Source organism: Paenibacillus sp. FSL R7-0273 (assembly GCF_000758625.1).
In the GTDB taxonomy this organism is placed as follows: Bacteria; Bacillota; Bacilli; order Paenibacillales; family Paenibacillaceae; genus Paenibacillus_AQ.
The window spans coordinates 5378664-5404074 of sequence record NZ_CP009283.1 but is presented as its reverse complement, the minus strand read 5'-3'; the positions used below and the strand labels follow the sequence as shown (position 1 = coordinate 5404074).

Genomic DNA, 25411 nt, shown 5'->3' with positions numbered 1-25411 from the left:
TACGGCGCTCCTTCCCTCATGGGTACAGCAATTAACGCAAACAAGTAGATAGTTGATTGTAAGCGCTTCATTTAATCGCAAATAATGAAGGAGGCTTGTTAATGAGGAAAGCTAATCGAAATACATCCTGGATTTCCAGAGTGGTAGCGGGGGTTTTGGTTCTTCAGCTTACGGCTCCAGGTATTCAAGGCACAGCCGCAGCCGGGGTTGAGAAGGAAGGCTGGGAGGCTACGGCATCAAGCCCGGCTCCGGGACTGTCCGTTACCAGTTCAGTCTATCAGGCACCCAAGCTGGAAGGGAGCTCGTCCGTTACGGATGCGGTCTATGAGCTTGTGAATCCGGGCTTTGAAACCGGAGACTTGACGGGATGGACTGTAATTAAAGGAAACGCGTTTGGTCCGGATAGTGTATCCATGGAGTCCACCTGGTGGGCGGAACAAATCCCGTATAACCAGGAGGGTACTTATCATTTAAACGGCTGGAAATATGACGAGGCTGCTACAGGCGTGCTGCGGTCCGGCAGCTTCGAGCTGGGCGGCAGCGGCTGGATCAGCTTCAAGCTTGGCGGCGGCAAAAATCCGGATAAGGTCTATGTAAATATTGTTGAGGCGGATACGGGACAGGTGGTTGCCAGGTACGGCAACAGCGCATTCGCCGACGTGGGTTTCCCGAATCCCGCCCAGGGCCTGCGGCTTGCCAATATGGAGCAGTATAAGGCCGATCTTTCCGGACATTTGGGCAAGAAGCTGTACGTGGAGATCGTCGATAATGCAACTGCGGACTGGGGTTTGATTTTTGCAGATGCCTTTAATATGTACCATGAATCAGAGCCTGCCGGTGGCACTGTTGCTAAAGATATTAAGCCTGATTTTCAGCGGTATCAAATCCAGAATCCCGGCTTTGAAACTGGCGATCTTACAGGATGGACCGTGGTGGAAGGTGAAGCGTTCGGGCCAGAGAGCGTATCAGATGAAGCTACCTGGTGGGCGGAACAAATCTCGTACAATCAGGAGGGCAATTATCATCTAAACGGCTGGAAATATCCCGAAGCTGCGACGGGAGTCCTTCGTTCCAGCACCTTTGAGCTGGGAGGAACAGGATGGATTACCTTTAGGCTGGGCGGAGGCAAGCATACAGATCAAGCCTATGTAAGTGTTGTCGATGCGGATACCGGGAACCTGATTGCCAGATACGGCAACAGCGAGTTTAACGATTCCGGGTTCCCGGACCCGGCGCAGGGCATGAGGCTTGCCAATATGGAGCAGTACAAAGCGGACCTGTCCAAATATGCCGGCAAAAGACTCTATATCGAAATTGTTGATCATGCAGTCTCGGATTGGGGAGTAATTTTTGCGGATGATTTCCAGACCTTTAACGAGAGCGTGCCGGATGAAGGGGTGATGGCCGGCAACATCATTCCGACTGAAATTACGAATCGCAGTTTTGAGACAGGCAACTTTGAGGGCTGGACGGCCACTGGAGAGGCTTTTCAAGTAACGGATGAAGCTCACGCAGGTAAAGAGGGCAGTTTTTTTGCTAAATCCTCTCTCCAGGGACAGGGCTCTATTACCTCAAGCGCCTTCACACTTCAGGGAACCGGGACAATTAGCTTTAAGGTTGTAGACATTGTGAATCCGGAGAGTGCCTACGTAGGATTGTACGATGCCGGAACGGACGAACTGCTTGAAAAGACCGGGAATGCCATCGTAAATCAACAAATTACCTGGAATGTGCATAAGTACTACAACAAGAGCCTTTATATCAGGGTTATCGATTCGTCCGATCAGGCCCGGATCTCCATTGACGCTTTTCAGGCGAGGGGGACAGGTAACATCTTTTATATGAGTTTGGATGAAGGCACAGGAAAGAAGGCGCTTGAGGAAGTAAGCGGTCTTGAATACGACGTGAACTATGTGTTTAACAATGCCAGATATATGGACTCCAAGGACCCGAGATGGACTCCGCGCGGAGTCAAAGGAGGTGCCCTGCTGTTTGACGGATATTCGAATGATATCCAGGTGAGTGCGGAGGAGGTCATTCCTGCAGGCGATGCTTTAACTCTTGAAGCCTGGGTTGCTCCGCGCAGCTATGAATGGGGAGACGGGAATAAGCTGTCTGCCATTGTGAATCAGTCCGATCAGGATAAGGCGGAAGGCTTCGCGCTTGGCATGTACCGGCATGGCACATGGTCGATGCAGGCGGGAATAGGCGGACAGTGGATTCAGGTATGGGTTAAGGATCATCTGCTTGAAAAATACAAATGGAATTATGTGGCGGCCACCTTCGACAAGGAAGCCGGAAGGATTAAGCTCTACCTGAATGGTCAGGAAGTAGCATCTCAGGCAACCCCTGTCAGTATTCCGATCACACCGTCAACGGAGAACCTGATTATCGGAAAAAATAACAGATCTGCTGAGTTTGCGGGATTGTTCTCCTACAATATGTTCAGTGGACTTATCGATGAAGTGAAGCTGCAGAACAGGGCGCTCACGGGTCAAGAGATTCTGGCCGAGTATGAAAATGTGAAGACGCTTCACGGCGGTGCGGTTCCGGACATTCCAGACGGTGATATTGATGAAGACCCGGGTGTATTTGACGGGGATCAGCACCGCCCGCAGTACCATGCAATGCCGCCGCAGAACTGGATGAACGAAGCGCATGCACCGATTTATTTTGACGGTAAGTATCATTTATTCTATCAGCATAACCCGCAAGGTCCGTTCTGGCATCAAATCCACTGGGGACATTGGGTAAGTGACGATATGGTGCACTGGGAAAATGTAAGGCCTGCACTTGCACCTGAGGCGGGTACGCTTGATCCGGACGGTGCATGGTCAGGCAGCGCGGCTTATGACCGTGACGGAAATCCTGTCCTGTTCTATACCGCGGGCAATGACTCTCTATCGCCGAACCAAAGAACAGGGCTGGCAACCCCGGCTGATGTATCGGACCCTAACTTGGAGGAGTGGGTGAAATATCCTGAACCGGTAACAGAGCAGAACGGAAACGGCATTCATAACGAATTCAGAGACCCGTTTGTATGGTATGACGAAGAGACGGATAAGTGGTACCAGCTGGTAACCTCCGGTCTTAAAGACTTTAGCAGCGGCACCGCTTTGGTATACGTATCCGATGATATGTACAACTGGGAGTATAAAGGACCTCTTTATGTCAGTGACAGAAGCCTGTATCCGGAGCTGGGCACGGTATGGGAACTGCCAGTTCTACTTCCGCTAGGCAAAGATAGTACGGGCAAGCAAAAGTATATCTTCATGATTAATCCCCATGAAAAGCCGGAGCACGTTCCGCCGGCGAATGATGTGCAACGGGATGTTGAGGTTTTTTACTGGATTGGAACCTGGGACCGGGATAATCTCAAATTCATACCTGACCAGGAGGCACCGTCCAAAATGGATGTGGGCGACGGCTATTTAACTGCAGAGAGCGGGATGGTCACCCCTGACGGAAAAACGGTTGTGTTCTCCATGGTGCAGAATGTAAGAACACCGCAAGCGGAATATCAGGCCGGATGGGCACATAACCTGGCGCTGCCGGTTTCCCTGAGCCTGGATGCGCACGATGAATTGCGAATTGAGCCTATTGAAGAATTGCAGAGTCTGCGGGGCACTAAGCTGGTTGATTTGGCAGACAAAAATGTTCAGGCTGCCAATCAGCTGATTAGCAATGTCAAAGGCGACATGCTGGAGATCGTCATGGAGATTGATCCGGGCGAAGCTCAGAAATTCGGCCTTAAAGTACGGCGCTCTGACAACGGCCAGGAAGAAACACTGATTTACTATGACAAGAGCGATAATACATTTAATGTAGACCGGACCAAGAGCAGCATCGACCCGGATGTCCGGGTGGATGGGATTCAAGGCGGGTACGTCGATCTTGACGGAGAAAATCTGAAGCTCCATATTTTCCTGGACCGCTCGGTAGTTGAAGCCTTTGCCAATAATAAGAAAAAGCTGACCACCCGCGTCTATGCAGGCAGATACGATTCCTTGGGTCTGCAGGTCTGGGCCGATAACGAGGTTACGGTCAAGTCGATGGAAGTATGGGAGATGAATGCTTTGACAGGTGAACCGGCAGCTCCGGTCGATGTACCTGACAACTGGGACAACTCCGAATATACCGATATTACCGATCTGCCTAACCATGATTTTGCCACTGGCGACTTGACGGGCTGGATTACGGAAGGGGATGCCTTCCAGGATGTCCATGTGACGGACGCCCAGTTTTTCTGGGACACAATCTATTTCAATCCTTCACATAAAATACCGGGCGGCTATCATTTGTGGGGCTTCAATGAGGCAGCCGGCGGCGACAGCTTAACAGGCACGCTGAAATCGCAGAATTTCATCCTTGGCGGAAACGGCAAGCTCAATTTCCTGGTCAGCGGCGGGCGTGATATTGATAAGCTATACGTCGCACTGGTCCGGGCATCGGACGGCAAAGAGCTCTTTAAGGAGACGGCCACTAATTATGAGGAATATCAGCGGAAAATCTGGGATGCGTCAGCGTATATCGGCGAGGAGCTGTACATTAAGGTTGTTGACCAATCCACAGGCGGGTTCGGACATATTAACGTCGATGATTTCAATGTGCCGGTTAAGGTGCAGAATGGGGGCGGGCCAACTGATCCGACTGACCCAACCGATCCAACTGATCCAACAGACCCAACAGACCCAACAGACCCAACAGACCCAACAGACCCAACAGACCCAACAGACCCAACAGACCCAACAGACCCAACAGACCCAACAGACCCAACTCCTCCTGTTCCAACGAGTCCGCCGGGTAATCCTGTGATCCCGGGAAGCGTGCCGGATAGTCAGAGCAGTCAGAGCAGCTTGATTTTCGAACTGGCCAAAGGTGAGCGGCAGGTGTTGTTTCCGGTGAAGCTGGCGGCAAATGACGGGAAGAATGCGCTGAAGGTTAAGCATGCAGATGTGGAGATTGAGGTTCCTGCAGAAGTTTTAAAGGAATTGCAGGCGCTGGTTACGGGCAGCGGATTGGAGCAGGCGCAGATCTCTTTTGAGATGGGGGCATTATCTGCCGAACAAAGCACAAAGCTGCTCACACAAGCCGAAAGCAAAAATCATGCGGACATCTCCGCAGCCGGAGAGGTCTATGATTTCAAATTATCTATCGTCAAGGCTGATGGAGCAGTGCTTGAGCTGGAAAGGTTCTCCCAGCCTGTCACAATTAGACTGAGTGCCAATGAGAATTCCCGTGAGGATGTGACTGGCATCTACTACATCGCTGATGACGGCAGCCTGGAGTACATGGGCGGAACCCGTTCGGACGCTAAGTGGACAGCAAAGGTGAGTCATTTCAGTGCGTTTGCAGTCCTTACCTATGATAAATCATTTGAGGATGTGAATGCCTCCTACTGGGCCTATGCTGTCATAAAAAAGATGGCCGCCAAACAAATTGTCCTGGGAGTGAGTGAAACGGCATTCGCACCTAAGCAAAAGGTAAGCAGAGCTGAGTTCGCTTCCCTGATTACTCGTGCCCTCGGTATAAGAGGGACGAATTCACCTGCATTCAAGGATGTAGACTCCGCCAAATGGTATGCTTCCTCTATTGCCGCAGTGTACGAAGCAGGGATTGTCACCGGAAGAAGCAAAGATAGCTTTGCGCCGGAGGAGTCTATAACCCGGGAAGAAATGGCGTCCATGATTTACAAAGCATATCTATTTCATACAGGACAGAAGGCTGCTGGTAATCGTCAAAGTAATTTCAAGGATGCCAGCATGATAAGCACTTGGGCTGCAGATGCAGTCGCGGCCTTACAGGAGCTTGGGTTCGTTGCCGGGCGCGGCAATCAGGTGTTTATGCCTCGTGAAACGGTAAACCGTGCGGAAAGCGCGCAAATCATCTCGCTGCTGCTGGATGAAGTTAACAAATAAGTTTTAAGAGAAAGCCGGGGAAGCAAGGTGATGTCTACCTTCGCCATGACTCCGGCTTTCTCTGATATATCTGAGACAATCATCTTAACTTAACGGGAGGAATTATTAATGAAGGAATTTTTTTATCGTCCGGAGAACGCCTGGGTGGGGGATGTAATCCCCTACTTTGAAGACGGGGAGTTTAAGCTGTTCTATCTGCACGGGTGGAGAGACAACGATCAGGTAGATCTTGATCATGGCTGGCATTTGCTTGGAACGAAGGACTTTGTAAATTATCGGGAAGACGGAGCCTGTAAAATTGAAGGCGGGACTGGGCATATTCTCAAAGTGGACGATGTTTATCACATGTTCTATTGTATTTTTCCAGAAGGAAAACAGTTAGCCTGCCAAGCCATCAGTAAGGATCTGCGGACATGGGAGCCGATTCCTGAAGACACTTTTGGCCCGGATGGCGAAATTTATGAGCTGGCGGACTGGCGTGATCCCTTTGTTTTCTGGAATGAAGAAGAAGAACAATATTGGATGCTGATCGCAGCGTTGGCTAAAGGACCGACGAACCGGAAAGGCTGCACAGGTCTGCTGTCGTCCAAGGATCTCAAGAACTGGGAGTACCGAGAACCGCTGTATGCACCGAACTTGCATGTAGGCGCACATGAATGCCCGGATTTGTTCCGGATGGGAGATTGGTGGTATCTGATTTATTCTTCTTATACGGGGCGTTTCGGTACCTTTTACCGGATGAGTCGTTCCTTGAACGGACCATGGATTATACCGCCGGAGGAAGCCTTTGATGGACGGGCATATTATGCGGCTAAATCAGTATCCGATGGACGTAAACGTTATTTGTTCGGCTGGAATCCGACAAAGAACGACGACCTGTTTGGCTGGAATCCGCCTAAAGCTTCTGGCAAAGATTATGATACATGGGATTGGGGCGGCAATCTGGTTGTGCATGAAATTGTGCAGCGCCCGGATGGGACACTTGGTGTAAAGGTTCCAGAAACCGTAGAATCGGTTTTCGCCCACCAGTTACCTGTTCATTTCCATGGAGTTGTTGGAGAATGGTCGATTACAGAGGCTTCGATCCTATGCGATTCCCCTTACTCCTTTGCAGGCTGCATCACAGAGGAGGAACTGCCCGACCAGTGCAAAATTTCTACAACTGTACGTTTCTCGGAATCAACCCAGGGTCTGGGGTTCATGCTTCGTGCAGGTGAGGCTCTTGATTTTGCCTACTATTTCACGCTTGAGCCCCAGCGTGGCCGGATTACCTTCCGGGGGCCGATTATGCAGTCTGAAGAAGGAGGGAAAACCTTCCCTTATGAGGTGGAGCTGGAACGTCCGCTCAAGCTGCTGCCGGATCAGGAGTATGAAATAAAGGTGTTCGTGGACAACACGATTTGTGAAATCTATATTGGCGGAGATGTGGCGATGAGTGCCAGAATGTACGACATCCGGCAAGGTAAGCTTGCCGTATTCGTCAGTCAAGGTGCAGCGGAGTTTAAACGGGTCAAGATAGAAACGCTGTAAGCGTATTTAGAATAAACATATGATCTCATCTTAAAGAAAGTTAAGGTGAGATCATAAATTTATATAGGGATTAGCCTACAATAAACGGATATTTCTTTGAGAATGGTTATGGAGATTAACTTGATAAGCTTAAACGGATTCAGGCTTTTCCCCGTATTCTTTACCGAATTCCTCCATCTTTTTAAGGACAGCCAGCAGTTTAATTCCCTTCTCTGTCAGAGAATATTCGACCCGTGGCGGCACTTCCGGATACAGTTTGCGTTTTATAATTCCATCTTGCTCCAATTCTTTAAGCTGCTTTGTGAGCGAGCCCTGCGATAAATCTCCTAAAAATTTTTTTATATCTGTAAAACGGCGGGCGCTTTCTTCTAAATACCAGATAATAAAATATTTCCAGCGTCCTGAAAGCACATTTTGCGTAAAGGCTATTGCGTACATATTCCGCTTATCCTTAATAAATTCCTTTTCAAATCCCTCAATACATACTCTCATGATCTCGCTCCCGGTTTAAAGGTACATAGAAATGTACTATGTTCATTTAAATTGCCTTCTTTGCAATTAAAACGTATAGACGTATGATGGTCTCAAAGCTGCTAATCAGCAAAGGCAGGATCATATAATTAGCATGCTAATGATTATTTTAACACAACTAGCAAAGGAGAAAGATTAAGTTTACAGTATTGCCATTTATTCAATTTGCGCTGGTAAAGAGAGGACGTTAATAATGAAAAATCGTGTAGCAGATATTCTTGGAATTGAGAAACCCATTTTACAAGGGCCTATGAGCTGGATTACGAATGCTGAATTTGTTGCTGCTGTGAGTAATGCGGGCGGTTTGGGGATTCTCGGTCCTAATGCCGGTCAAACGACTATTACAACTTCCCCGGAGGAAACCGCAGAACGTATGCGCCGCGAGATTCGTAAGACAAAGGAGCTGACGGATAAACCCTTCGGGACAACTTTGATTGTTGGCGGAGATTTGACATACACTTGGCCAATTTTAGAAATTGTCATTGCAGAAGGTGTGAAGGTAGTTCTTCTTAATGGTGTTGAAGGAACATTAACTGAAAAGATCATTACCCCATTGAAAGAAGCGGGCATTAAAATTGTTTACCGTCCTTTGAATCCTACCTTTGAAGATGCTAAGGCTGCTCAAGCAAAGGGTGTTGATGTTTATGTTGTTACTGGATTTGATGAAGGCGGAACATTGCCATCGAGTGCTATCGGTACATTTACAATAACGCCAATGATCGTAGACGTGCTTGATATTCCAGTTATTGCAGCTGGCGGGATTGGTGATGCCCGCGGAGTTGCAAGTGCTTTTGCTTTAGGGGCAGAAGGTGTCTTCTTAGGAAGCCGTTTTATTCCTACTGTTGAATGCCCTGCAGCACAATCCGTAAAGCAAATGATTGTGGATTCAACTGCAGCTGATTTGTTGTTTTACCGTACCTTACCCGCTTACTACCGTTCATTGCCTACACCCTTTGCTGAAAAATTGATGGCTATGGATAAACAAGGTGCATCCCGTGAAGAAATATCTAGATTTGAGGGTGGTTCTAGCGCTCTCCGGATCGGTATGCTTGAAGGTAACGGCGAAGGTGGTATTATCTCTGTCGGTACCGGGATTACATCAATCAAGAAAATTCAAACTGTACAAGAAGTTGTCGAGGAGTTGGCGGCTGGTATTAAGTAATCTTTGAACCGTGCTAGATATAGTCTTGTTCGAATTGAATGAAGCCCCTTAGAATAGAAGCTGGATTAAACCCCTGGTTTATCCGCGGAATTCTAAGGGGCATTTTTGACAGAAGGATTTCAGCATGATAAATTTTAGTGAACTAAAGATTAATCATTACTGCTGGGGAGAATTAATAATGAAAGATACAGTGGATTGTGATATCCGTCAATCGCTAGATAGAATTTCTTCTCAAATGCGCCGGAATTATAGTGAATCTCTAAGGGAACTTAACCTTTATGTTGGTCAAGATAATCTGCTTTCTCGTTTGTGGTCAGGTGATGGAGTAACACAAATGCAACTATGCGAACATCTGAAATGCGAACCGCCTACGGTAACAAACATGGTTAAGACGCTGGAGCAGAACGGATTTATACACCGCAAACGTGATGAACAGGATGCACGGGTTGTACGGATTTTTTTAACAGACAAGGGAAGAGAACTAGAGGAACCGGTAGGTATCAAATGGAGACAGCAGCAGGAAAAGTTGTTAAATTCCATTACAGCAGAAGATCGTTTATTGTTAAAACAGCTTTTAAAGCAAATGGAGAATAACTTGCTATAGGTTTTCTCTTGTAAATTTATTTAGGCTGCTAAATAAACTGGTGCGGGACAATTTAATTTGGGAGGATCATGAGATATGGAGGACCCGTCAGGCGGGATAGCCGCTGGAATACGCTTCGCGCCTTGCGGATGTTAAAGTGGTGGTCTATATATTGATAACTTAAAATCGATATGTCTATAATAAGCGGTATGAAGGGGGGAGCAGACGATTCGCTATTTATACGAATTTATTCAGCATCAGGACGATCTGCCGATGAAGCTCTTCGTGAATTCCGTTCAGCATATTGATTTTCATTGGCATAAGGAAGTTGAGATCCTGTATGTTCTCCACGGCTCGATTAACATGTATCTGGACCAGAAGCAATATACGCTCCAGGAAGATGATATTCTCGTGATTAACAGTATGTCGGTTCACAAGATTGAGCGGACCCATCAGGATAATGTGCTGTTAACCCTGCAGTTCGGACCCGAGCTGCTGCATAATAATGCGTTCATCTCCTGTAACTCTGCCGGTCATTCCGGGCAGGACCAGACGCGGCTGCACAGCATCAAGCATAATCTTGCGCAAATGGTCTGGGAGATTAACAAGAAATCGCCGGGTTATCACAGCTACACGATAGGCCGATTACAGATGTTATGCGGATGCCTGCTGCGATATTTTTCGGACGGGACGAATCCGGCGGTGGCAGAAGGAAGCAAGGATAACGATTATAAAAGACTGAACAGTGTCCTCACATACATCGACCGCCACTATAATGAAAAGATTACGCTGCAGGATATGGCGGACTCCGAGCATTTAAGCCTGCATTATTTTTCCCACTTCTTCACGGATAAAATCGGGATTCCCTTTCAGAAGTATCTGACGCTTATCCGTCTGGAAAAGGCCCAGCTTCAGCTGGCAGAAAGCGATAAGACGATCTCTGAAATTGCTCTGGATTGCGGATTTGCCAACGTGAAGCTGTTCAACAAATATTTCAAGGAAAAATACGGCTGCACGCCGGGCTCCTACCGGGAGGCCTCGCTCACACCGGAACCGCACCGGCTGAACCTGAACCGCAAGCCCAAAACGTATGAGGAATCCTCAAGCGGAGACTATTATGAGATGGACACGATGAATGCCATAGGGTCACTGTACCGCTATCTGGACGTCAAAACGGATACCGAGCAGTCCGGTGTTCCGCTGTCCGCTGCTCTTGCGGCTGCCCCTGAACGGATTGAGGTTTGCACAGATCAGACAACGGCTAGCTACAAAAAGCACTGGAATATCACCACGACGGCCGGAAGAGCCGTAGAAGGACTGCGCGAGGATTGGCGGAAGCAGCTGTCTGCCTTGAAGGGAAGCATCCCGTTCCGGTATATCCGGTTTCACGGCATTTTTAATGATGAGATGATGGTATACAGTGAAAATGACGACGGCACACCGGTCTACAACTGGTCTTATGTGGACAAGCTGTACGATTTTCTTCTGGAGCAGGGAGTCCGGCCGTTTGTTGAATTGAGCTTTATGCCGGGACAGCTGGCGAGGTCCAGAGAAACGCTGTTCTGGTGGAGAGGTAATATCAGCCCGCCGGCAGATCCCGCCAAGTGGGAAGCGCTGGTCAGGGCCTTTATCCGGCATTGTCTGAACCGTTACGGGGCGGATGAGGTGAAGCAGTGGTATTTTGAAGTGTGGAACGAGCCTGATCTGGCAGGGGTCTGCTGGGCAGGCAGCAAAGAAGAGTACTTCGCTTTTTACGAATCCACCGTTCATGCGATTAAATCAGTGCTGCCGGAGCTGAGGACAGGCGGGCCCGCCATGGGGTACGGCTCGATCTGGAACGATACCTGGGCTGAGGACTTTTTAGCTTACTGCAGCTCGCGGGAAGTGCCGCTTGATTTCTTTTCGTTCCATATTTATTCGGAGTATCCCAAGCTAAAAACGGAAGAAGGCCGTTTGACCCGGATCATGCCCCCGGCATTTTTCAAAGAAAGCATTGACCGTGTGCGGCAAAAGATGAAGGCGGCCTCGTACAGTGACGTTGAGCTTCATATTACCGAGTGGAATTTTTCGCTGTACGACCGGAATCTGCTGCACGATACGATGTTTATGGCCCCGTTTGTCATCTACCAGACGATGAATACGCTCGGGGACGTGGAGGCGATGGCCTACTGGTCCTTTACCGATGTTTTTGAAGAAAGCGTCGTTCCAGCATCCCCGTTCTATGGAGGCTTTGGCCTGATCAACCGCGACGGGCTGAAAAAGCCTGGATATTACGCGTTTGAGCTGATGCAGAAGCTGGGTGAAGAGCTGCTGATGCAGGGGGATGGTTATACTTTTACCCGGAAAAGCGACGGAAGCCTGCAGTTCCTGTTCTATCACTACGTCCATGTGGATCAGCTGTTTGCGAGCGGAGACTGGTCAGAGCTGTCCGGCTCCACCCGGTATGATGTATTTGAGGAAAAAGGCAGCAAAGCCTTTGAAATCACGCTAAACCAGCTGACAGGACCCTATAAATGCACCAGCTATCAGCTGGACCGGGAGCATGGGTCGGTATTCGATGAGTGGATGACTATGGGCGCGCCTGATTTTTTAACGCAGGAGGAAATTCAGTATTTAAACAGCAGAAGCGGACCGGTCATCCGGATAGAGCTTATACAGAAGGAAAGCTGGCGCAAAGAAATTGTGCTCCCGCCCCATGGGGTGCTGCTGCTCCAGCTCGAAAGGCAGTTTTAATTGAAAATACACGGTGCAAACATCCCTTTTTCTGATGAAGGGGTGTTTTTTGTTGTTTATATTGGATCGAAGCAGACAAGCTAGTACAAGAGGCAGGAAGTAGGCAAAATACGAACCCGGATGCGGCAAGTTACAACAAGAAAACGGTATCATAAATCTCTATACTAGGGTTGTAGCAGTTAAGAGAAAGACAGGGGGAATTTAGATGAAGCGTTTCATGAAGTGGATGACAGAATCGTTTGCACCTAGGTTGGAGGCGTTTACGAATAATCTCTGGGTTGCATCCATTCAGGAAGCCATTATGGTGGCGATTCCGATGATTTTTATCGGCTCGATTATCACACTCATTTCAATCTTGAAGGATTTCATTCCGGGGATGCCGGATCTTACACCCATCACGACCTTTAGCTTCGGGCTGTTGGGGTTGTTTATTGCTTTTTTAACGCCGTACACCGTCATGGAAAAAAGAGAGCGTCACAAAATCAAGCTGCTGGCGGGAATGAGCGGGGTCTCCCTCTTCGTGATGCTGCTTAACCCGACCCTAAATGAAGACGGAACCATCCAGTTCATTCTGGAGCGGTTTGGGCCTTCGGGGATGATTACGGCACTTCTGGTTGGTGTGTTTGTTGCGCTTGTCATGAATCTGTGCAACAAATTCTCGTTCTTCAAAAAGGGCTCCTCCCTTCCCGAGTTCATTATGGACTGGTTTGATTTTCTCGTGCCGATTGCCCTTATTTTAACTACAGGCTGGGTTCTGGTCTATCAGCTTCACTTCGATATTTTTGCACTGATTGTCAATGTGTTCGAGCCCATCAATGCCATGGGTCAAAGTCTGACCGGCTTCGTATTGTTTAACTTTATCGGCGTGGTGCTGTATTCCTTCGGTGTAAGCCCTTGGGTGATGACTCCGATCTGGTACGCCATTTGGATTCCTGCCATTGAACAGAATGCGGCCCTCGTTGCAGCCGGTCAGGACCCGGTCAATATCAATACGTTTGAAACCTTTTTCTCCGGCTGGCTGGGTATTGGAGGGATGGGCGCTACGCTGCCTTTAGTGGTCTGGTTCCTGCTGGCCCGGTCCAAAAAGCTGAAGTCTGTCGGCAAAGCGACCATCCTTCCGTCCTTGTTCAACATTAACGAGCCGGTTGTGTACGGGGCACCGATTGCGTTCAATCCGCTGCTTATGGTGCCGATGTGGATTAACGGGCTGATCACGCCAATTCTCGTGTATATCGTCCTCGATATGGGGCTGGTGCGGATTCCAAGCCAAATCTTCCAGCTGTGGTATACCCCGATCGGGCTGTCTACCTACCTGATGAGCGGATTTAACGGACTTATTCTGCTGGCGGTCGTTCTGCTGATTGTGTTTGCGGTCTGGTTCCCGTTCTTCAAGCTGTATGATGCCCAGGAGCTGAAAAAGGAACAGGAAAATTAAATAAACGATAAAGGATGGAGCAGCATGAATAAATCACCTGATGAATTGTTGAAGGAATTGACCCTTACCGAAAAAGCCTCGCTTGTTGCGGGACTGAATATGTGGATGACCAAAGGGATCGAGCGGCTAAATATTCCGCCAGTTCATATGTATGACGGAACCAACGGGATTCGCAAGACGAACAGTAATGAAGAGATGGGAATCACCACGGAAAATGTACCGGCAACCTGTTACCCGACAGGGTCTGCGATCGGCTCTTCCTGGAATACAGCGCTGCTGCATGAGGTAGGAGTGGCGCTTGGACGGGAGTCCAAGACGATGGAGGTAGAGCTGCTGCTCGGTCCGGGCGTCAATATGAAAAGAACACCGCTTGGCGGAAGAAACTTCGAATACTATTCGGAGGACCCCTGCCTGACGGGCGAGCTTGGCGCAGCCTTCATTAACGGTATCCAAAGCGAAGGTGTCGGAGCTTCGGTCAAGCACTTTGCAGGCAACAACCAGGAGTTCGAGAAAATGGTGACCAGCTCGGAAATCGATGAGCGGACACTGCGCGAAATTTACCTGAGCGCCTTTGAACGGATTATCAAGAAATCCGATCCCTGGACGGTCATGTGCTCCTATAACCTGCTGAATGGCACCTATACCAGCGAGAACGAGCATTTGTTAAACGATATTCTCAGAGAAGAGTGGGGCTATGAAGGCGTAGTCCTGTCCGACTGGACAGCCGTTAATGACCGGATACGCGGGCTAAAGGCCGGACTTGACCTTGAAATGCCGGGCCCTGCCCACTACAATGCCAAAGCCATAGTAGAGGCGGTTCAGGACGGGAAGCTATCCGAAGAGCAGCTGGACAAGAGTGTGGGCCGTATCCTTAAGCTGGTTGAACGGGTTACCGGAAACAAAGCTGCTGAAAAAGAGGATGCAGATTACCATACGCTGGCCCGTAAAGCGGCGGCCGAAAGCATCGTGCTGCTGAAGAACGATAACGCGATTCTCCCGCTGCGGCCGGAAACGGCTTCGTCGATTGCCGTAATCGGACGTTTTGCGGTGAAGCCAAGAATCCAGGGGGCCGGCAGTGCCAAGGTAACCCCTACCAGAGTCGATATCCCGTTGGAGGAAATCAAAGAGCTGGCAGGTAGTCTGGCTACGGTAAGCTATACTGCCGGATACCCGGAAGATGATTCTGTGAATGAAGAGCTTATTAAGGAAAGTGTAACGCTGGCCAAGAACGCCGATGTGGCTGTGCTGTTCGTAGGCCAGCCGGAATACGCCGAATCCGAAATGCATGATTTGAAGGGCATCGAGCTTCCGGAGCACCAGGTCAAGCTGATTCAGGCGGTTGCCGCTGTTCAGCCAAAATGTATCGTAATAACCAGCAGCGGCTCGGCGCTGGTCATGCGTCCATGGGTGCAGCATGTTCCTGCCGTCATCCATTCCTGGCTGTCGGGTCAAGGCATGGGCAGATCCATAGCAGAGGTATTGTTCGGTTACACCAATCCTTCAGGCAAGCTGTCGGAGACCTTCCCTGTGAAGCTGTCGGATAATCCTTCGCATATGCGGATCCGCGGAGAGAACGGCAAGCTGTATTACCGCGAAGGCCTGTTCGTGGGTTACCGCTACTACGACCGTAAGGAGCTGGCGCCGCAATTCCCGTTCGGACACGGCCTGTCCTACACTTCATTTGCCTATACGGATCTGGAAGTAGTACAGCACGGGACTGGAGTTAAAGTTTCTTTTCAACTTACAAACACAGGCAAGCGCAGAGGGAAAGAAGTCGTGCAGCTGTACGTACATGATGAAGAGTGCAAGTGGACCCGGCCGGAGAAGGAGCTGAAGGCCTTTGCCAAGGTGGAGCTTGATCCGGGCGAACAACAGACGATTGTCTTTGAGCTGGAGGAGAGAGATTTTTCATACTTCAATACCAAGTACAACCGCTGGGTCGCAGACACAGGATATTTTCAGATTCTGCTGGGCAGCTCGTCCAAGGACATCCGGATCACAGGAAGGCTGCACTGTGACTTCGGGAAGGAAGAGATCACCTTCCACAAATTCAGCCTTCTCAGCGAATGGGTCAGTGACCCCGCCGCAAAAGCCGTATTGGAAGAGTGCCTGAATGAAATGAATGAGCATGTCACAGACAAGGTATATCTTAACGAGGAGTTTGTCGGCTTCTGGGAGGACTTCCCCATGATAAAGGTCTTCCAGATGTTCGGCCAGACCTGGATGAACGAGCGCTCACCGGATCAAGTGATTCAGGAGCTTATTGAACGGGTTGAGCGGGTGCGGACTAATTAACTATATTTAATTTGAGAAGAACGACTATGCCTGTATTGGTATAGTCGTTCTTTTTATATTTATAAAGAAATAGTATTCCTCATAAGGTTAGAGTGCCGGTTTATCCTTCAACTCTGCTAAACCGCCAGAAGAGGGAGGCATAATCTCCTGTAAGGACAGGAAGTGTCAGTCCGGCATACATCAGCTCATCTCCGCCGTACACCTGGCATGTTTCATGATGACGATACACATAAGCGGGGTTTAGGCCTTTGCATTTTAGAATAGGGACTCTTTCACCAGGCTGGCTAAGCACCCGGAAAAAGGCAAGCACAGCCTCGCTTTGATCGGCAGAAACAAAAGCCCAGGCGGTTTCATTCCCTTCAAACGGGCTTAAAATCCGGTAAAAATCCCCGAATTGAATGAGCGGGCGGATTTCTTTATATAGCGCAACCTGGGATTTGACGTGTATCTTTTCTTCCGGAGACAATTGGGTAAGGTCCAGTTCGTACCCAAGGTTACCCGACATGGCAACATGTGCCCTGGTGCCGAGAGGAGTCGACCGGCTGACCTGGTGATTGGGCACACCGGAAACATGAGCCCCCATAGACACTGCAGGATAAACCATACTGTTGCCGTATTGGATTTTGAGCCGGCTTACCGCATCGGTATTGTCGCTTGCCCATGTCTGAGGCATGTAGTAGAGCATGCCGGCATCATAGCGTCCACCGCCGCTGGAACAGCTCTCGAACAGAACCTCTGGAAAGGAGGAAGTGAGTCTCTCGAGTATGCTGTATAGACCGAGGATGTAACGGTGTCCGGTTTCACGCTGGCGCTCCGCCGGAAGCAGCGCAGAGCCAATCTCTGTCAAATGGCGGTTCATGTCCCATTTAACATAGGTTATGGGAGCCGAAGACAGAATGTCACCCATAGCACCCGCAATATAATCACACACATCCTGCCGTGACAAATCAAGGACAAGCTGATTCCGGCCTACTGTACGGGGGCGGTCTGCCACATGAAGGCACCAGTCAGGGTGATTGCGGTAAAGCTCACTGTCAGGTGAGACCATCTCCGGTTCGAACCACAGTCCGAACTGCATGTCCATTCCGGTTATCCGCTGCACCAGGCTGTTGAGTCCTCCGGGAAGCTTGCGGTTGTCAACCGTCCAGTCGCCAAGCGAACTTAAATCATTGTCACGTTTGCCGAACCATCCGTCATCAAGCACAAAGAGCTCCATCCCCAGGGCCTTTCCTGCACTGGCGATTTCTGTGATCTTATCCTCGTCAAAACCGAAGTAGGTGGCCTCCCAGTTATTGATTAGAACCGGCCGTTCAGCATCACGGAATTTACCCCGGCACAGCCTTGTACGGTAGAGCTTATTGAAGACACGGGACATTCCGCCGAGGCCTTGGCCAGAGTAGACCAGAACCGTTTCAGGAGTCTGGAATTCCCCGCCTGGAGCAAGTTTCCAGGAGAAGCCGAACGGGTTGATGCCAATAGATACCCTGGTGGTCCGGTATTGCTGAACCTCAGCCTGTGCAATGAAATTCCCGCTGTAAACGAGGCTAAGCGCGTAGACTTCACCGTTATCCTCATCAGCACCTGGCCGAAGCAAGGCCAGAAAGGGATTCTGCTGCGGACTGCTGGCTCCTCTGCGGCTTTCCGCGCTCTGGATTCCGGGCATAAGAGGCCTGCGCGCGATATTCCGTTCATTGGTATGTGACCCGTAGAAGGTCAGTATGTCATACCCGTCATCCCTGAAATCAATACTTGCGCTTAAGGCACGCTGCAGGCTGAGACTGCCGGTGCCCTTATTATTGAATTGTACAGAACGCGCAATAGCATCCAATTCGTTAAAGACCGTATAGATCAGGGTAACCTGCAGACCGGTCAGATGATCTTCAAGGACAAGCTCCAGTGTGTCGGCTTCTTTATCCAGCTCAATATAAGTGGACGGAAGTCCGGGGAGCTTAGGCTTGCCGGCATATATCCGGTGTGCCGAATAACGGAGATCACAGATTTCGGACCCGTTAGACTGGCCTGCCTGATAGGCGGGGAAGCCGAAATCACCGTTTCCGTAGCCCGGATACTCCTGGGGAAGATTGTCCAGGGAGAAGCTCCGGTCTGCAGGGTCAGGATTCGGAGAGAAGCCCCGGTCAATATAGTCAAAGGGCAGGGAATTCCGGTAAACAGCTATCCTTTTCCCCCAATATAAATGTCCCAGATACCCGTCACGAATAATTTGCATACAGTAGCTGGACCCCGGGGTCTGCAGATGAAATACCTTATATTCTTCGTCGTAAATGATGCCCATGAGTGAAATAGTGCTCCTTTTAGTGTTATAGTTTATTCAGCAGCGAACCGCTGGATGATATATATTTTCCTTTAGGGATAGCGTAAAGGTGCAGAGAATTTGAAACAAGAGTAATTTCATGTGCCGGAAGGGGTGAAATATTGCGGTGGAAAACGATGTAACCAGCAGGAAGTGGAACCAGACCTCGGTATCTTTTCATTTCATTACACCAATGCCATATATTCTGTTGCAGGGGGCCGGCTATGAGCTGATTACTTCTCATGATTATATCTGGGACGGGCGGAACCGGACCGGAGATCATTGTGTGCTCCAGTATACTTTGGAGGGCCGCGGCGAAATTGAAACAGGGGGCAGAAAATATTCCCTTGAGCGCGGTGATGCCTTTTTGGCTGACATACCCGGCGATCATATCTACCGTCTTCCCTCTGATTCTTCCAGATGGGAGGTGCTTTATTTCGAGCTGTCCCATCTGGCGCTCAATCTTCTTCAGGAGTGGATTGATATTAACGGCTATATTTTCCGGATCGAACCGGACTCTGAATTAGAGCAGCTTCTATGGCGTACCTACCGGGAGGCCATTGAAGACAGCTACAGCGATATTTATCAGTGTTCCCGTGCCGCGTATTCGCTCGCCATGTCACTTGCCAGCCATTTGGTCAATATTGACAGGAATGCACCGTTGCCTCCACTTGTAGAGCGGTGCAAGACGTTTATTGACAGCAATCTTCAGCAGAGCATCGGGCTGGAGGACATGGCGGAATTCGCGGGTTGCTCCAAATTTCATCTTACGCGTGAGTTTGAGCGGAGCCTTGGCTTTTCCCCTGGACGGTATTTAATCCGGATGAGGCTGGAGAGAGCGGCAACCCTGCTGCTGGAGCCGACCAATCTTACACTGGAGCAGGTGGCGAAGCAGTCAGGTTTTTCTAATGCGAATTACTTCGGCAAAGTTTTCCGGAAGTATACAGGGATGGCACCGGGAGAATTCCGTACAGAAGGGAACCTGTATCAAATCCGGCGCTTGATCGGAAATGGTCAATAGAACGATATCCGTTTCAAAAATCCACTGCATGAATGGCAGTGGATTTTTGCGTTTTCATATCAATATTTTACCCTATCATCGCACTAACTTACCGTTGAGCATCAAGAGTACTGTGCTTTATTATCATTACGAAAGGAAAAATTAAAAAGAGGGACTGAAAGTTACACTGCCTGAATGGAGCAATTTTTTATCCTACAACGTGTGGAATGAGGTGTTTTTAGAAAAAAGAGAAAAATGCAGCTGTAAAAGAAAGCGGATACACTTTTGTAGGTTGACAAGAGCTACTGTGTTAAAAACCACTGACGAAACAGGAGGTACCCCAATGAAAATAACATCAAGCCAAGTTCTGAAGACTGCTCCTGCCCTTCTTGCAGGCTTAATTGCTCTTTCCGGATGCAGCAGCAATACCTCTACATCTTCGGGATCTGGAGAGGATTCATCCGGTAAAACTGTTAATCTTACAATGTCTGCCTGGGGCAACCCGGATGAACTGAAAATTTATCAGAAAGGCATAGATGCTTATAGCAAAATAAATCCAAACGTAAACATTAAATTGGTACCGGTTGCAAGTGACGGATACGAGCAAAAGCTGTTGACACAGCTGCAGGGAGGAAATGCGCCGGACGTTTTCTATATCTCAGATTCTACGATGATCAAATTAGTGCAGAACAACTCTTTGGCCGATTTAAGCGGATTTATGAAAACAGACAGCAGCTACGCCAAGGCGGATGAGTATGCAGAAGGCCTATGGGGAGCCGCAAAAGACGGCGACAACATTTATGGGATTACCATGGACTGCAATCCCTTAGTCATGTATTACAACAAGAAGATGTTCAGTGATTTGGGGATAAAGACACCCCAGGAATATTTTGATGAGGACAGCTGGAACTGGGAGGCCTTTGACGAGGTAACGAAGCAGCTGAAGGACGCCGGCAAGCAAGGGTATATCGGGGAAACATGGACAATGGATACTTGGATCTGGTCCAATGGGGGCCTTACCAATGACGATGAAGGAAATTATGTTATGGATCAGGACCCAAGAGCACGTGAAGCCATTCAATTCATAAGCGATTTGACGGAGAAGGGACAGATGAAATATGCAGGCTCCCTTCCAAAGGGGCAGGGGCTTGATGCCATGTTCATGTCCAATCAAGTAGGCATTATAGCGGCAGGACGCTGGTTAACTCCAATGTTCACGGCGAACAACCTTGATTTTGACTACATCTACTGGCCATCCAACACCGGCAACAAAATGGAACCCGTGCAGGTGCCTATCGCCTTTGTTTCTGTAAATAAAGAATCTAAGCAACAGGAAGAAGCGATGAAGTTCTTGACATTCTATGTTTCAAAAGAGGGTCAAAAGGCGCGTCTATCCGGAAACGGCAGCTCGGTACCGTCGGTCGCCGGAATTGACGATATCATAACGAACGATAAAACTGTCGGGCATGCCCGGTATTTCATTGACGCCAGGGAAAAGGGATATGCCAACGGTTCCTTAAGACAATTTAAAGGCCGTGTACCCGGCTTAAGTGAAAGAATTAATGAACAGTATGATTTACTGCTCCTGGGCAAACAAAATGTGGACAAGACCATTGAAAACATTACTAAACAAACCGAAAAATTAACACTGCAATCCGGCGCGGCAAAGTAATACGGCTGTTGGAAAGACGGGGGATGTCCAGGCATTACCTGATCAGGCTTTAGTTTTTTATGGAGGGTGAGTTATGCAAAATCAGCGAAGGCAGTTAGCGGGATTTCTATTTATTACACCACAATTAATAGGCCTCCTGGTATTTTCTTTATTCCCTGTAATGTATGCGCTGGTATTAAGCTTTATGGACTGGGATGGTTTTGGGGCGAGGACATTTGTTGGTTTCGCAAATTTCGTTGACCAGTTCAATAACCCGGATTTTTGGACCGCGATGAGAAACACGATTTATTATATGGTATTAGTTATTCCCTTTAACATCTCCCTGTCCCTGCTTGTTGCAGTCGGGCTGAACAAGATTACCGGCAAAGGATTGTACCGTGTATTTTACTTCATGCCGGTAGTCACCAGTTCGGTATCCATCGGGGTCATCTGGATGTGGATTCTGAACGGGGACTTTGGGATTTTAAATTCATTTCTGGGCTATCTCGGAATACAGGGTCCTGACTGGCTGACCGATACCAACTGGGTCATTCCTTCAATCGCTATGCTAAGTATCTGGTGGGGGCTTGGTAATAATATGGTTATTTTCCTTGCCGGCTTGCAGGGGATATCCAGAAGCTATTATGAAGCGGCTGAGATTGACGGCGCTTCGCGCTTCAGGCAGTTTTTGAGCATTACTTTGCCGCTGCTATCTCCTACTACCTTTTTCATTGCGATTATGGCGATTATCAATTCCTTTCAAGTCTTTGATCAGGCATTCGTAATGACCAACGGTGGACCCGCCAAAGCCAGTTATACAATTGTATACCATATATATCAGCAGGGCTTTATTGACTTTAGGATGGGCCAGAGTGCTGCATCAGCCATGATTCTGTTCTTTATCATCCTGGTGTTCACTTTAATTCAGTTTAAGGTTTCAAAAAGGTGGGTGCATTATGGCGAATAGCAGCGTACGGACAGCTGATAAGAAGCGTATACCGCTCAAACAGGAAAAAAACGTGATTGGTGTAAAGCCGGCGCAGATATTGCTTCATCTTATTATGGCCCTTGGTGCAATTCTCATGGTTTTCCCGTTTCTTTGGACGGTGAGCAGCTCTTTAAAAGACCTTTCACAAATTTTTCTAGTCCCGCCGACATGGCTTCCTAATCCGGTTAAATGGTCAAATTATATCGACTCGTTAACGGCAATGCCGTTTGGCGCAGCTTATTGGAATAGCTTTTATATTACAGCCGTATCAGTGACAGCTACTTTACTGACAGCCTCAATGGCGGCCTATGCCTTTGCCAAGATCCGTTTTCCGGGTGCCAATTTTCTATTTATTCTATTTTTGGCAACGATGATGATCCCCCGGCAAGTAACAATGATTCCTTTGTATTTGATTATGTCAAAGATCGGATGGCTTGATTCTCACCTGTCACTGATTGTTCCGGGCGCTTTATTCAATGCTTTTGCTGTATTTCTATTACGGCAGTTTATTATGAGTATTCCGAAAGAGCTGGAAGAGGCGGCGTTCATCGATGGAGCAGGAAGCTTCAGAATCTACTGGAAAATCATCCTGCCGTTGATTCGTCCGGCTCTGGCTGCTGTTGGAATCTTTGTTTTCCTTGGCTCATGGAACAATTTCCTTGATGCGCTGATTTTTCTAAACACACCAGAGAAATTTACGGTACCCCTGTTACTGAATACGTTTAAGGGTCTTTACATCGCAGATTGGGCCTTGATGATGGCCGGAACAACCATTTCTGTTATTCCGGTACTTCTTATTTATATTGTAGCCCAAAAACAAATTATTGAAGGTGTCACGTTAACCGGAATTAAATGAAGAATATCAGGAGGATTCATTAATGAACAAGATTACATTTATTGGAGCGGGAAGTACCATTTTTGCGAAGAATGTTCTAGGAGATTGCATGATGGTTCCTGCCCTGGACGGATTTGAATTTTCCTTATACGACATCGACGAAATACGCCTGAAAGAATCGGAGAGCATGCTGACCCGTTTAAGAGACCGTTACAATCCGGCCATTACAATTAAAGCCTATGTAAACAGGAGAGAAGCATTGGAGGGAGCTAAGTATGTCATTAATGCGATCCAAGTGGGCGGATATAAACCAAGCACTGTGATCGATTTTGAGATCCCCAAGAAATACGGTCTCCGCCAGACGATTGCCGATACCGTGGGAATCGGCGGCATTTTCAGAGCGCTTCGGACCATCCCTGTCCTATTTGACATTTCTAAAGATATTGAGGAAGTATGCCCTGATGCCTGGTTCTTAAATTATACGAATCCGATGGCCTCGTTAACGGGTGCAATGCTTAGATATACGAATGTCAAAACCGTTGGTTTATGCCACAGTGTCCAATCCTGTACCAGAGATCTTTTTAAGGCATTGGACATGGAGACTGACAATCTGGAAGAAAAGATTGCAGGCATTAACCATATGGCCTGGCTGCTGGAAGTGAAGCGGAATGGACAGGATTTATATCCGGAAATCAAACGGCGGGCGCAGCAGAAGCAATTGTCTGTACATGATGATATGGTCCGTTTTGAACTAATGAATAAATTCGGATATTATGTTACAGAATCCTCCGAGCATAATGCTGAATACCATCCTTATTTTATTAAGCGCAATTATCCGGAGCTGATAGACAAATTAAACATACCGCTGGATGAATATCCCCGCCGCTGTGAGCAGCAGATCCGGGATTGGGAACAGATGCGGGTGAATCTTTTAACCGACGCGAATCTGACTCACGAGCGTTCCAACGAATACGGCTCCAGAATTATTGAAGCTATGGAAACTGATGTTGCATTTAAGTTTGGAGGCAACGTACTGAATACAGGCGGTCTTATCAGCAATTTGCCTATTAAAGCCGTTGTAGAAGTACCCTGTACCGCTGAACGCAGCGGAATCACCCCAGGCTATATCGGAGACTTGCCAGAGCAGCTGGCTGCATTAAACCGGAGTAATATTAATACCCAGCTTCTTACGATTGAAGCGGCTGTTACCCGGAAAAAGGAGCATGTATACCAGGCTGCGCTGCTTGATCCGCATACAGCAGCAGAGTTATCAATGGATGATATCGTTTCCCTGTGTGATGATTTGATAGAAGCGCACGGAGAATGGCTGCCGGCTTTTGATAATCAATAACTTTTTCGTATAACAACAAGATTTTGTAGACAGCCAAGGGCTCAGGATGCCTTGGCTGTTTGTCATTTACAAACAAAAAAAGTGCGCTGGCTGCGCACCTTTCAGATAAAGCTAAGTTGTTTCCCGCTCAATCAGCTCGACCGGAAGAATATTCTCGTGAACAATCGGCCCGGAACTCATCTGCTGCTGTATTAGATTTACTGCCATACGTCCCATATCTTCGATAGGCTGTTTAATGGTAGTGATCCCAGGGGAGAACCAGGATGCAAGACTGATATCGTCGTAGCCGACAATTTTTATTTGGCCGGGAACGGTTTTGCCCAGCTGTCTGCATTTACTGATTACATGTCCGGCAATAATGTCACTGGTGGCGAATACACCGTCCAGATCAGGGTGGTCCGCAAACATAGTAGTTATCAGATATTCGTACTCCTCACGGTCAAAAACATTCATCTTAGTTTCAAGAATGACCGTTTCGATTCCCGCCTTTTTTGCAGCCGACAGGAAGCCTGCAGTTCTGAGATTGGATAGCATATCCAGAGACTGGTTCCCGCAAATATGGACAAGCTTCCGGCAGCCTTTGCTGATCAGCAATTCAGCTGCCAGGCGGCCTCCCAGCTCATTATCCGATGCAACATACGGAAATCCTGTGATCAGGCGGTCAACGGTCACAATCGGATAATTAAGATTAAGGTAGCTTTCTGTATCCAATGTATGGCTCCCCATGATGATCCCGTTGACCTGGTTGCCTTTCATCATTTTCAGGTATTCCCGCTCCTTGACCGGATCCAGCTGTGAGTTGCACAGAAGCAGTTTACAGCCTTGTTCATATGCATATTGCTCTACTGCGTAGGCGAACTCTGCAAAAAAGGGATGAGAAACATTGGGTATGATTAAGCCGATGACGTTAGATTGTTTGCTCAGCAGGGAGCGGGCAAGATCATTGGGCTGGTAGTTAAGCTCCTCCATCGTATCATAAACAATCTGCCGGGTTTTCTGACTGATGTATCCCCGGTTGTTCAGTACCCGGGAGACGGTAGTGACAGACACTCCCGCTCTCTTTGCTACATCGTGTATGGTTGCCATAT

15 protein-coding genes are annotated in these 25411 nt (G+C 48.4%); 12 read left to right on the top strand and 3 right to left on the bottom strand.

From position 1 onward, the window contains the following. The first annotated feature begins 101 nt into the window (after positions 1-101). The gene (locus R70723_RS33815) at positions 102-5918 is read left to right on the top strand and encodes an S-layer homology domain-containing protein (RefSeq protein WP_081957476.1); all 5817 of its coding nucleotides are present in this window, start codon (positions 102-104) and stop codon (positions 5916-5918) included. A 108-nt stretch (positions 5919-6026) separates the two neighbouring features. Beyond that, positions 6027-7448: a glycoside hydrolase family 32 protein gene (locus tag R70723_RS23295; RefSeq protein WP_039875832.1), complete on the top strand. Its 1422-nt coding sequence runs from the start codon at positions 6027-6029 to the stop codon at positions 7446-7448. 129 nt (positions 7449-7577) lie between these two features. Here the strand turns inward: R70723_RS23295 and R70723_RS23290 are convergent, their stop codons facing one another. Next, a complete protein-coding gene (locus R70723_RS23290; RefSeq protein WP_081957475.1) occupies positions 7578-7940 on the bottom strand; it encodes a winged helix-turn-helix transcriptional regulator in 363 nt (120 codons plus the stop codon). 232 nt (positions 7941-8172) lie between these two features. On the opposite strand from R70723_RS23290, the gene R70723_RS23285 reads away from it, so the two are divergent. From R70723_RS23285 to R70723_RS23265, 5 genes are all read left to right on the top strand, one after another. Beyond that, positions 8173-9141, top strand: coding sequence for an NAD(P)H-dependent flavin oxidoreductase (locus R70723_RS23285; RefSeq protein WP_039875828.1), 969 nt, complete (start codon positions 8173-8175; stop codon positions 9139-9141). A gap of 178 nt (positions 9142-9319) precedes the next feature. Next, positions 9320-9745 carry a MarR family winged helix-turn-helix transcriptional regulator gene (locus R70723_RS23280; protein ID WP_039879197.1) on the top strand — a complete coding sequence of 142 codons (426 nt, stop codon included), beginning with the start codon at positions 9320-9322 and terminating at the stop codon, positions 9743-9745. Between the two features lie 252 nt (positions 9746-9997). Further along, a complete protein-coding gene (locus tag R70723_RS23275; RefSeq protein WP_231574768.1) occupies positions 9998-12457 on the top strand; it encodes a GH39 family glycosyl hydrolase in 2460 nt (819 codons plus the stop codon). Positions 12458-12662: 205 nt separating this feature from the next. Continuing rightward, the gene (locus R70723_RS23270; RefSeq protein WP_039875826.1) at positions 12663-13892 is read left to right on the top strand and encodes a PTS sugar transporter subunit IIC; all 1230 of its coding nucleotides are present in this window, start codon (positions 12663-12665) and stop codon (positions 13890-13892) included. Positions 13893-13916: 24 nt separating this feature from the next. Then, on the top strand, positions 13917-16187 hold the full coding sequence (locus R70723_RS23265) for a beta-glucosidase family protein (protein WP_039875825.1): 2271 nt from the start codon (positions 13917-13919) through the stop codon (positions 16185-16187). Between the two features lie 100 nt (positions 16188-16287). On the opposite strand, the gene R70723_RS23260 is transcribed toward R70723_RS23265, so the two are convergent. Continuing rightward, positions 16288-18480: an alpha-galactosidase gene (locus R70723_RS23260; protein WP_039875823.1), complete on the bottom strand. Its 2193-nt coding sequence runs from the start codon at positions 18478-18480 to the stop codon at positions 16288-16290. 145 nt (positions 18481-18625) lie between these two features. Here R70723_RS23260 and R70723_RS23255 point away from each other — a divergent pair, with 145 nt between their 5' ends. The 5 genes from R70723_RS23255 (at position 18626) to R70723_RS23235 (ending at position 24323) form a co-directional block, all read left to right on the top strand. Next, positions 18626-19519 (top strand): AraC family transcriptional regulator, encoded by an 894-nt coding sequence (locus tag R70723_RS23255; RefSeq protein WP_039875821.1) that lies wholly within the window; start codon positions 18626-18628, stop codon positions 19517-19519. Between the two features lie 322 nt (positions 19520-19841). After that, positions 19842-21170 carry an ABC transporter substrate-binding protein gene (locus tag R70723_RS23250; protein ID WP_039875819.1) on the top strand — a complete coding sequence of 443 codons (1329 nt, stop codon included), beginning with the start codon at positions 19842-19844 and terminating at the stop codon, positions 21168-21170. Between the two features lie 73 nt (positions 21171-21243). Then, on the top strand, positions 21244-22116 hold the full coding sequence (locus R70723_RS23245) for a carbohydrate ABC transporter permease (protein WP_039875816.1): 873 nt from the start codon (positions 21244-21246) through the stop codon (positions 22114-22116). 94 nt (positions 22117-22210) lie between these two features. Continuing rightward, on the top strand, positions 22211-22993 hold the full coding sequence (locus tag R70723_RS23240; protein WP_231574937.1) for a carbohydrate ABC transporter permease: 783 nt from the start codon (positions 22211-22213) through the stop codon (positions 22991-22993). A gap of 22 nt (positions 22994-23015) precedes the next feature. Next, positions 23016-24323: an alpha-glucosidase/alpha-galactosidase gene (locus R70723_RS23235; protein WP_039875814.1), complete on the top strand. Its 1308-nt coding sequence runs from the start codon at positions 23016-23018 to the stop codon at positions 24321-24323. A gap of 111 nt (positions 24324-24434) precedes the next feature. Here R70723_RS23235 and R70723_RS23230 read toward each other — a convergent pair whose 3' ends face one another. Next, positions 24435-25409: a LacI family DNA-binding transcriptional regulator gene (locus R70723_RS23230; RefSeq protein ID WP_039875811.1), complete on the bottom strand. Its 975-nt coding sequence runs from the start codon at positions 25407-25409 to the stop codon at positions 24435-24437. Positions 25410-25411: the final 2 nt, after the last annotated feature.

What these genes read in the sequence shown, in the direction of transcription:
- R70723_RS33815 (WP_081957476.1), top strand. Translation starts at nt 102, where the DNA reads ATGAGGAAAGCTAATCGAAATACATCCTGGATTTCCAGAGTGGTAGCG.
- R70723_RS23230 (WP_039875811.1), bottom strand. Translation starts at nt 25,409, where the DNA reads ATGGCAACCATACACGATGTAGCAAAGAGAGCGGGAGTGTCTGTCACT.
- R70723_RS23240 (WP_231574937.1), top strand. Translation starts at nt 22,211, where the DNA reads ATGGCCCTTGGTGCAATTCTCATGGTTTTCCCGTTTCTTTGGACGGTG.
- R70723_RS23235 (WP_039875814.1), top strand. Translation starts at nt 23,016, where the DNA reads ATGAACAAGATTACATTTATTGGAGCGGGAAGTACCATTTTTGCGAAG.
- R70723_RS23290 (WP_081957475.1), bottom strand. Translation starts at nt 7,940, where the DNA reads ATGAGAGTATGTATTGAGGGATTTGAAAAGGAATTTATTAAGGATAAG.
- R70723_RS23270 (WP_039875826.1), top strand. Translation starts at nt 12,663, where the DNA reads ATGAAGCGTTTCATGAAGTGGATGACAGAATCGTTTGCACCTAGGTTG.
- R70723_RS23250 (WP_039875819.1), top strand. Translation starts at nt 19,842, where the DNA reads ATGAAAATAACATCAAGCCAAGTTCTGAAGACTGCTCCTGCCCTTCTT.
- R70723_RS23275 (WP_231574768.1), top strand. Translation starts at nt 9,998, where the DNA reads ATGAAGCTCTTCGTGAATTCCGTTCAGCATATTGATTTTCATTGGCAT.
- R70723_RS23265 (WP_039875825.1), top strand. Translation starts at nt 13,917, where the DNA reads ATGAATAAATCACCTGATGAATTGTTGAAGGAATTGACCCTTACCGAA.
- R70723_RS23285 (WP_039875828.1), top strand. Translation starts at nt 8,173, where the DNA reads ATGAAAAATCGTGTAGCAGATATTCTTGGAATTGAGAAACCCATTTTA.
- R70723_RS23280 (WP_039879197.1), top strand. Translation starts at nt 9,320, where the DNA reads ATGAAAGATACAGTGGATTGTGATATCCGTCAATCGCTAGATAGAATT.
- R70723_RS23245 (WP_039875816.1), top strand. Translation starts at nt 21,244, where the DNA reads ATGCAAAATCAGCGAAGGCAGTTAGCGGGATTTCTATTTATTACACCA.
- R70723_RS23295 (WP_039875832.1), top strand. Translation starts at nt 6,027, where the DNA reads ATGAAGGAATTTTTTTATCGTCCGGAGAACGCCTGGGTGGGGGATGTA.
- R70723_RS23260 (WP_039875823.1), bottom strand. Translation starts at nt 18,480, where the DNA reads ATGGGCATCATTTACGACGAAGAATATAAGGTATTTCATCTGCAGACC.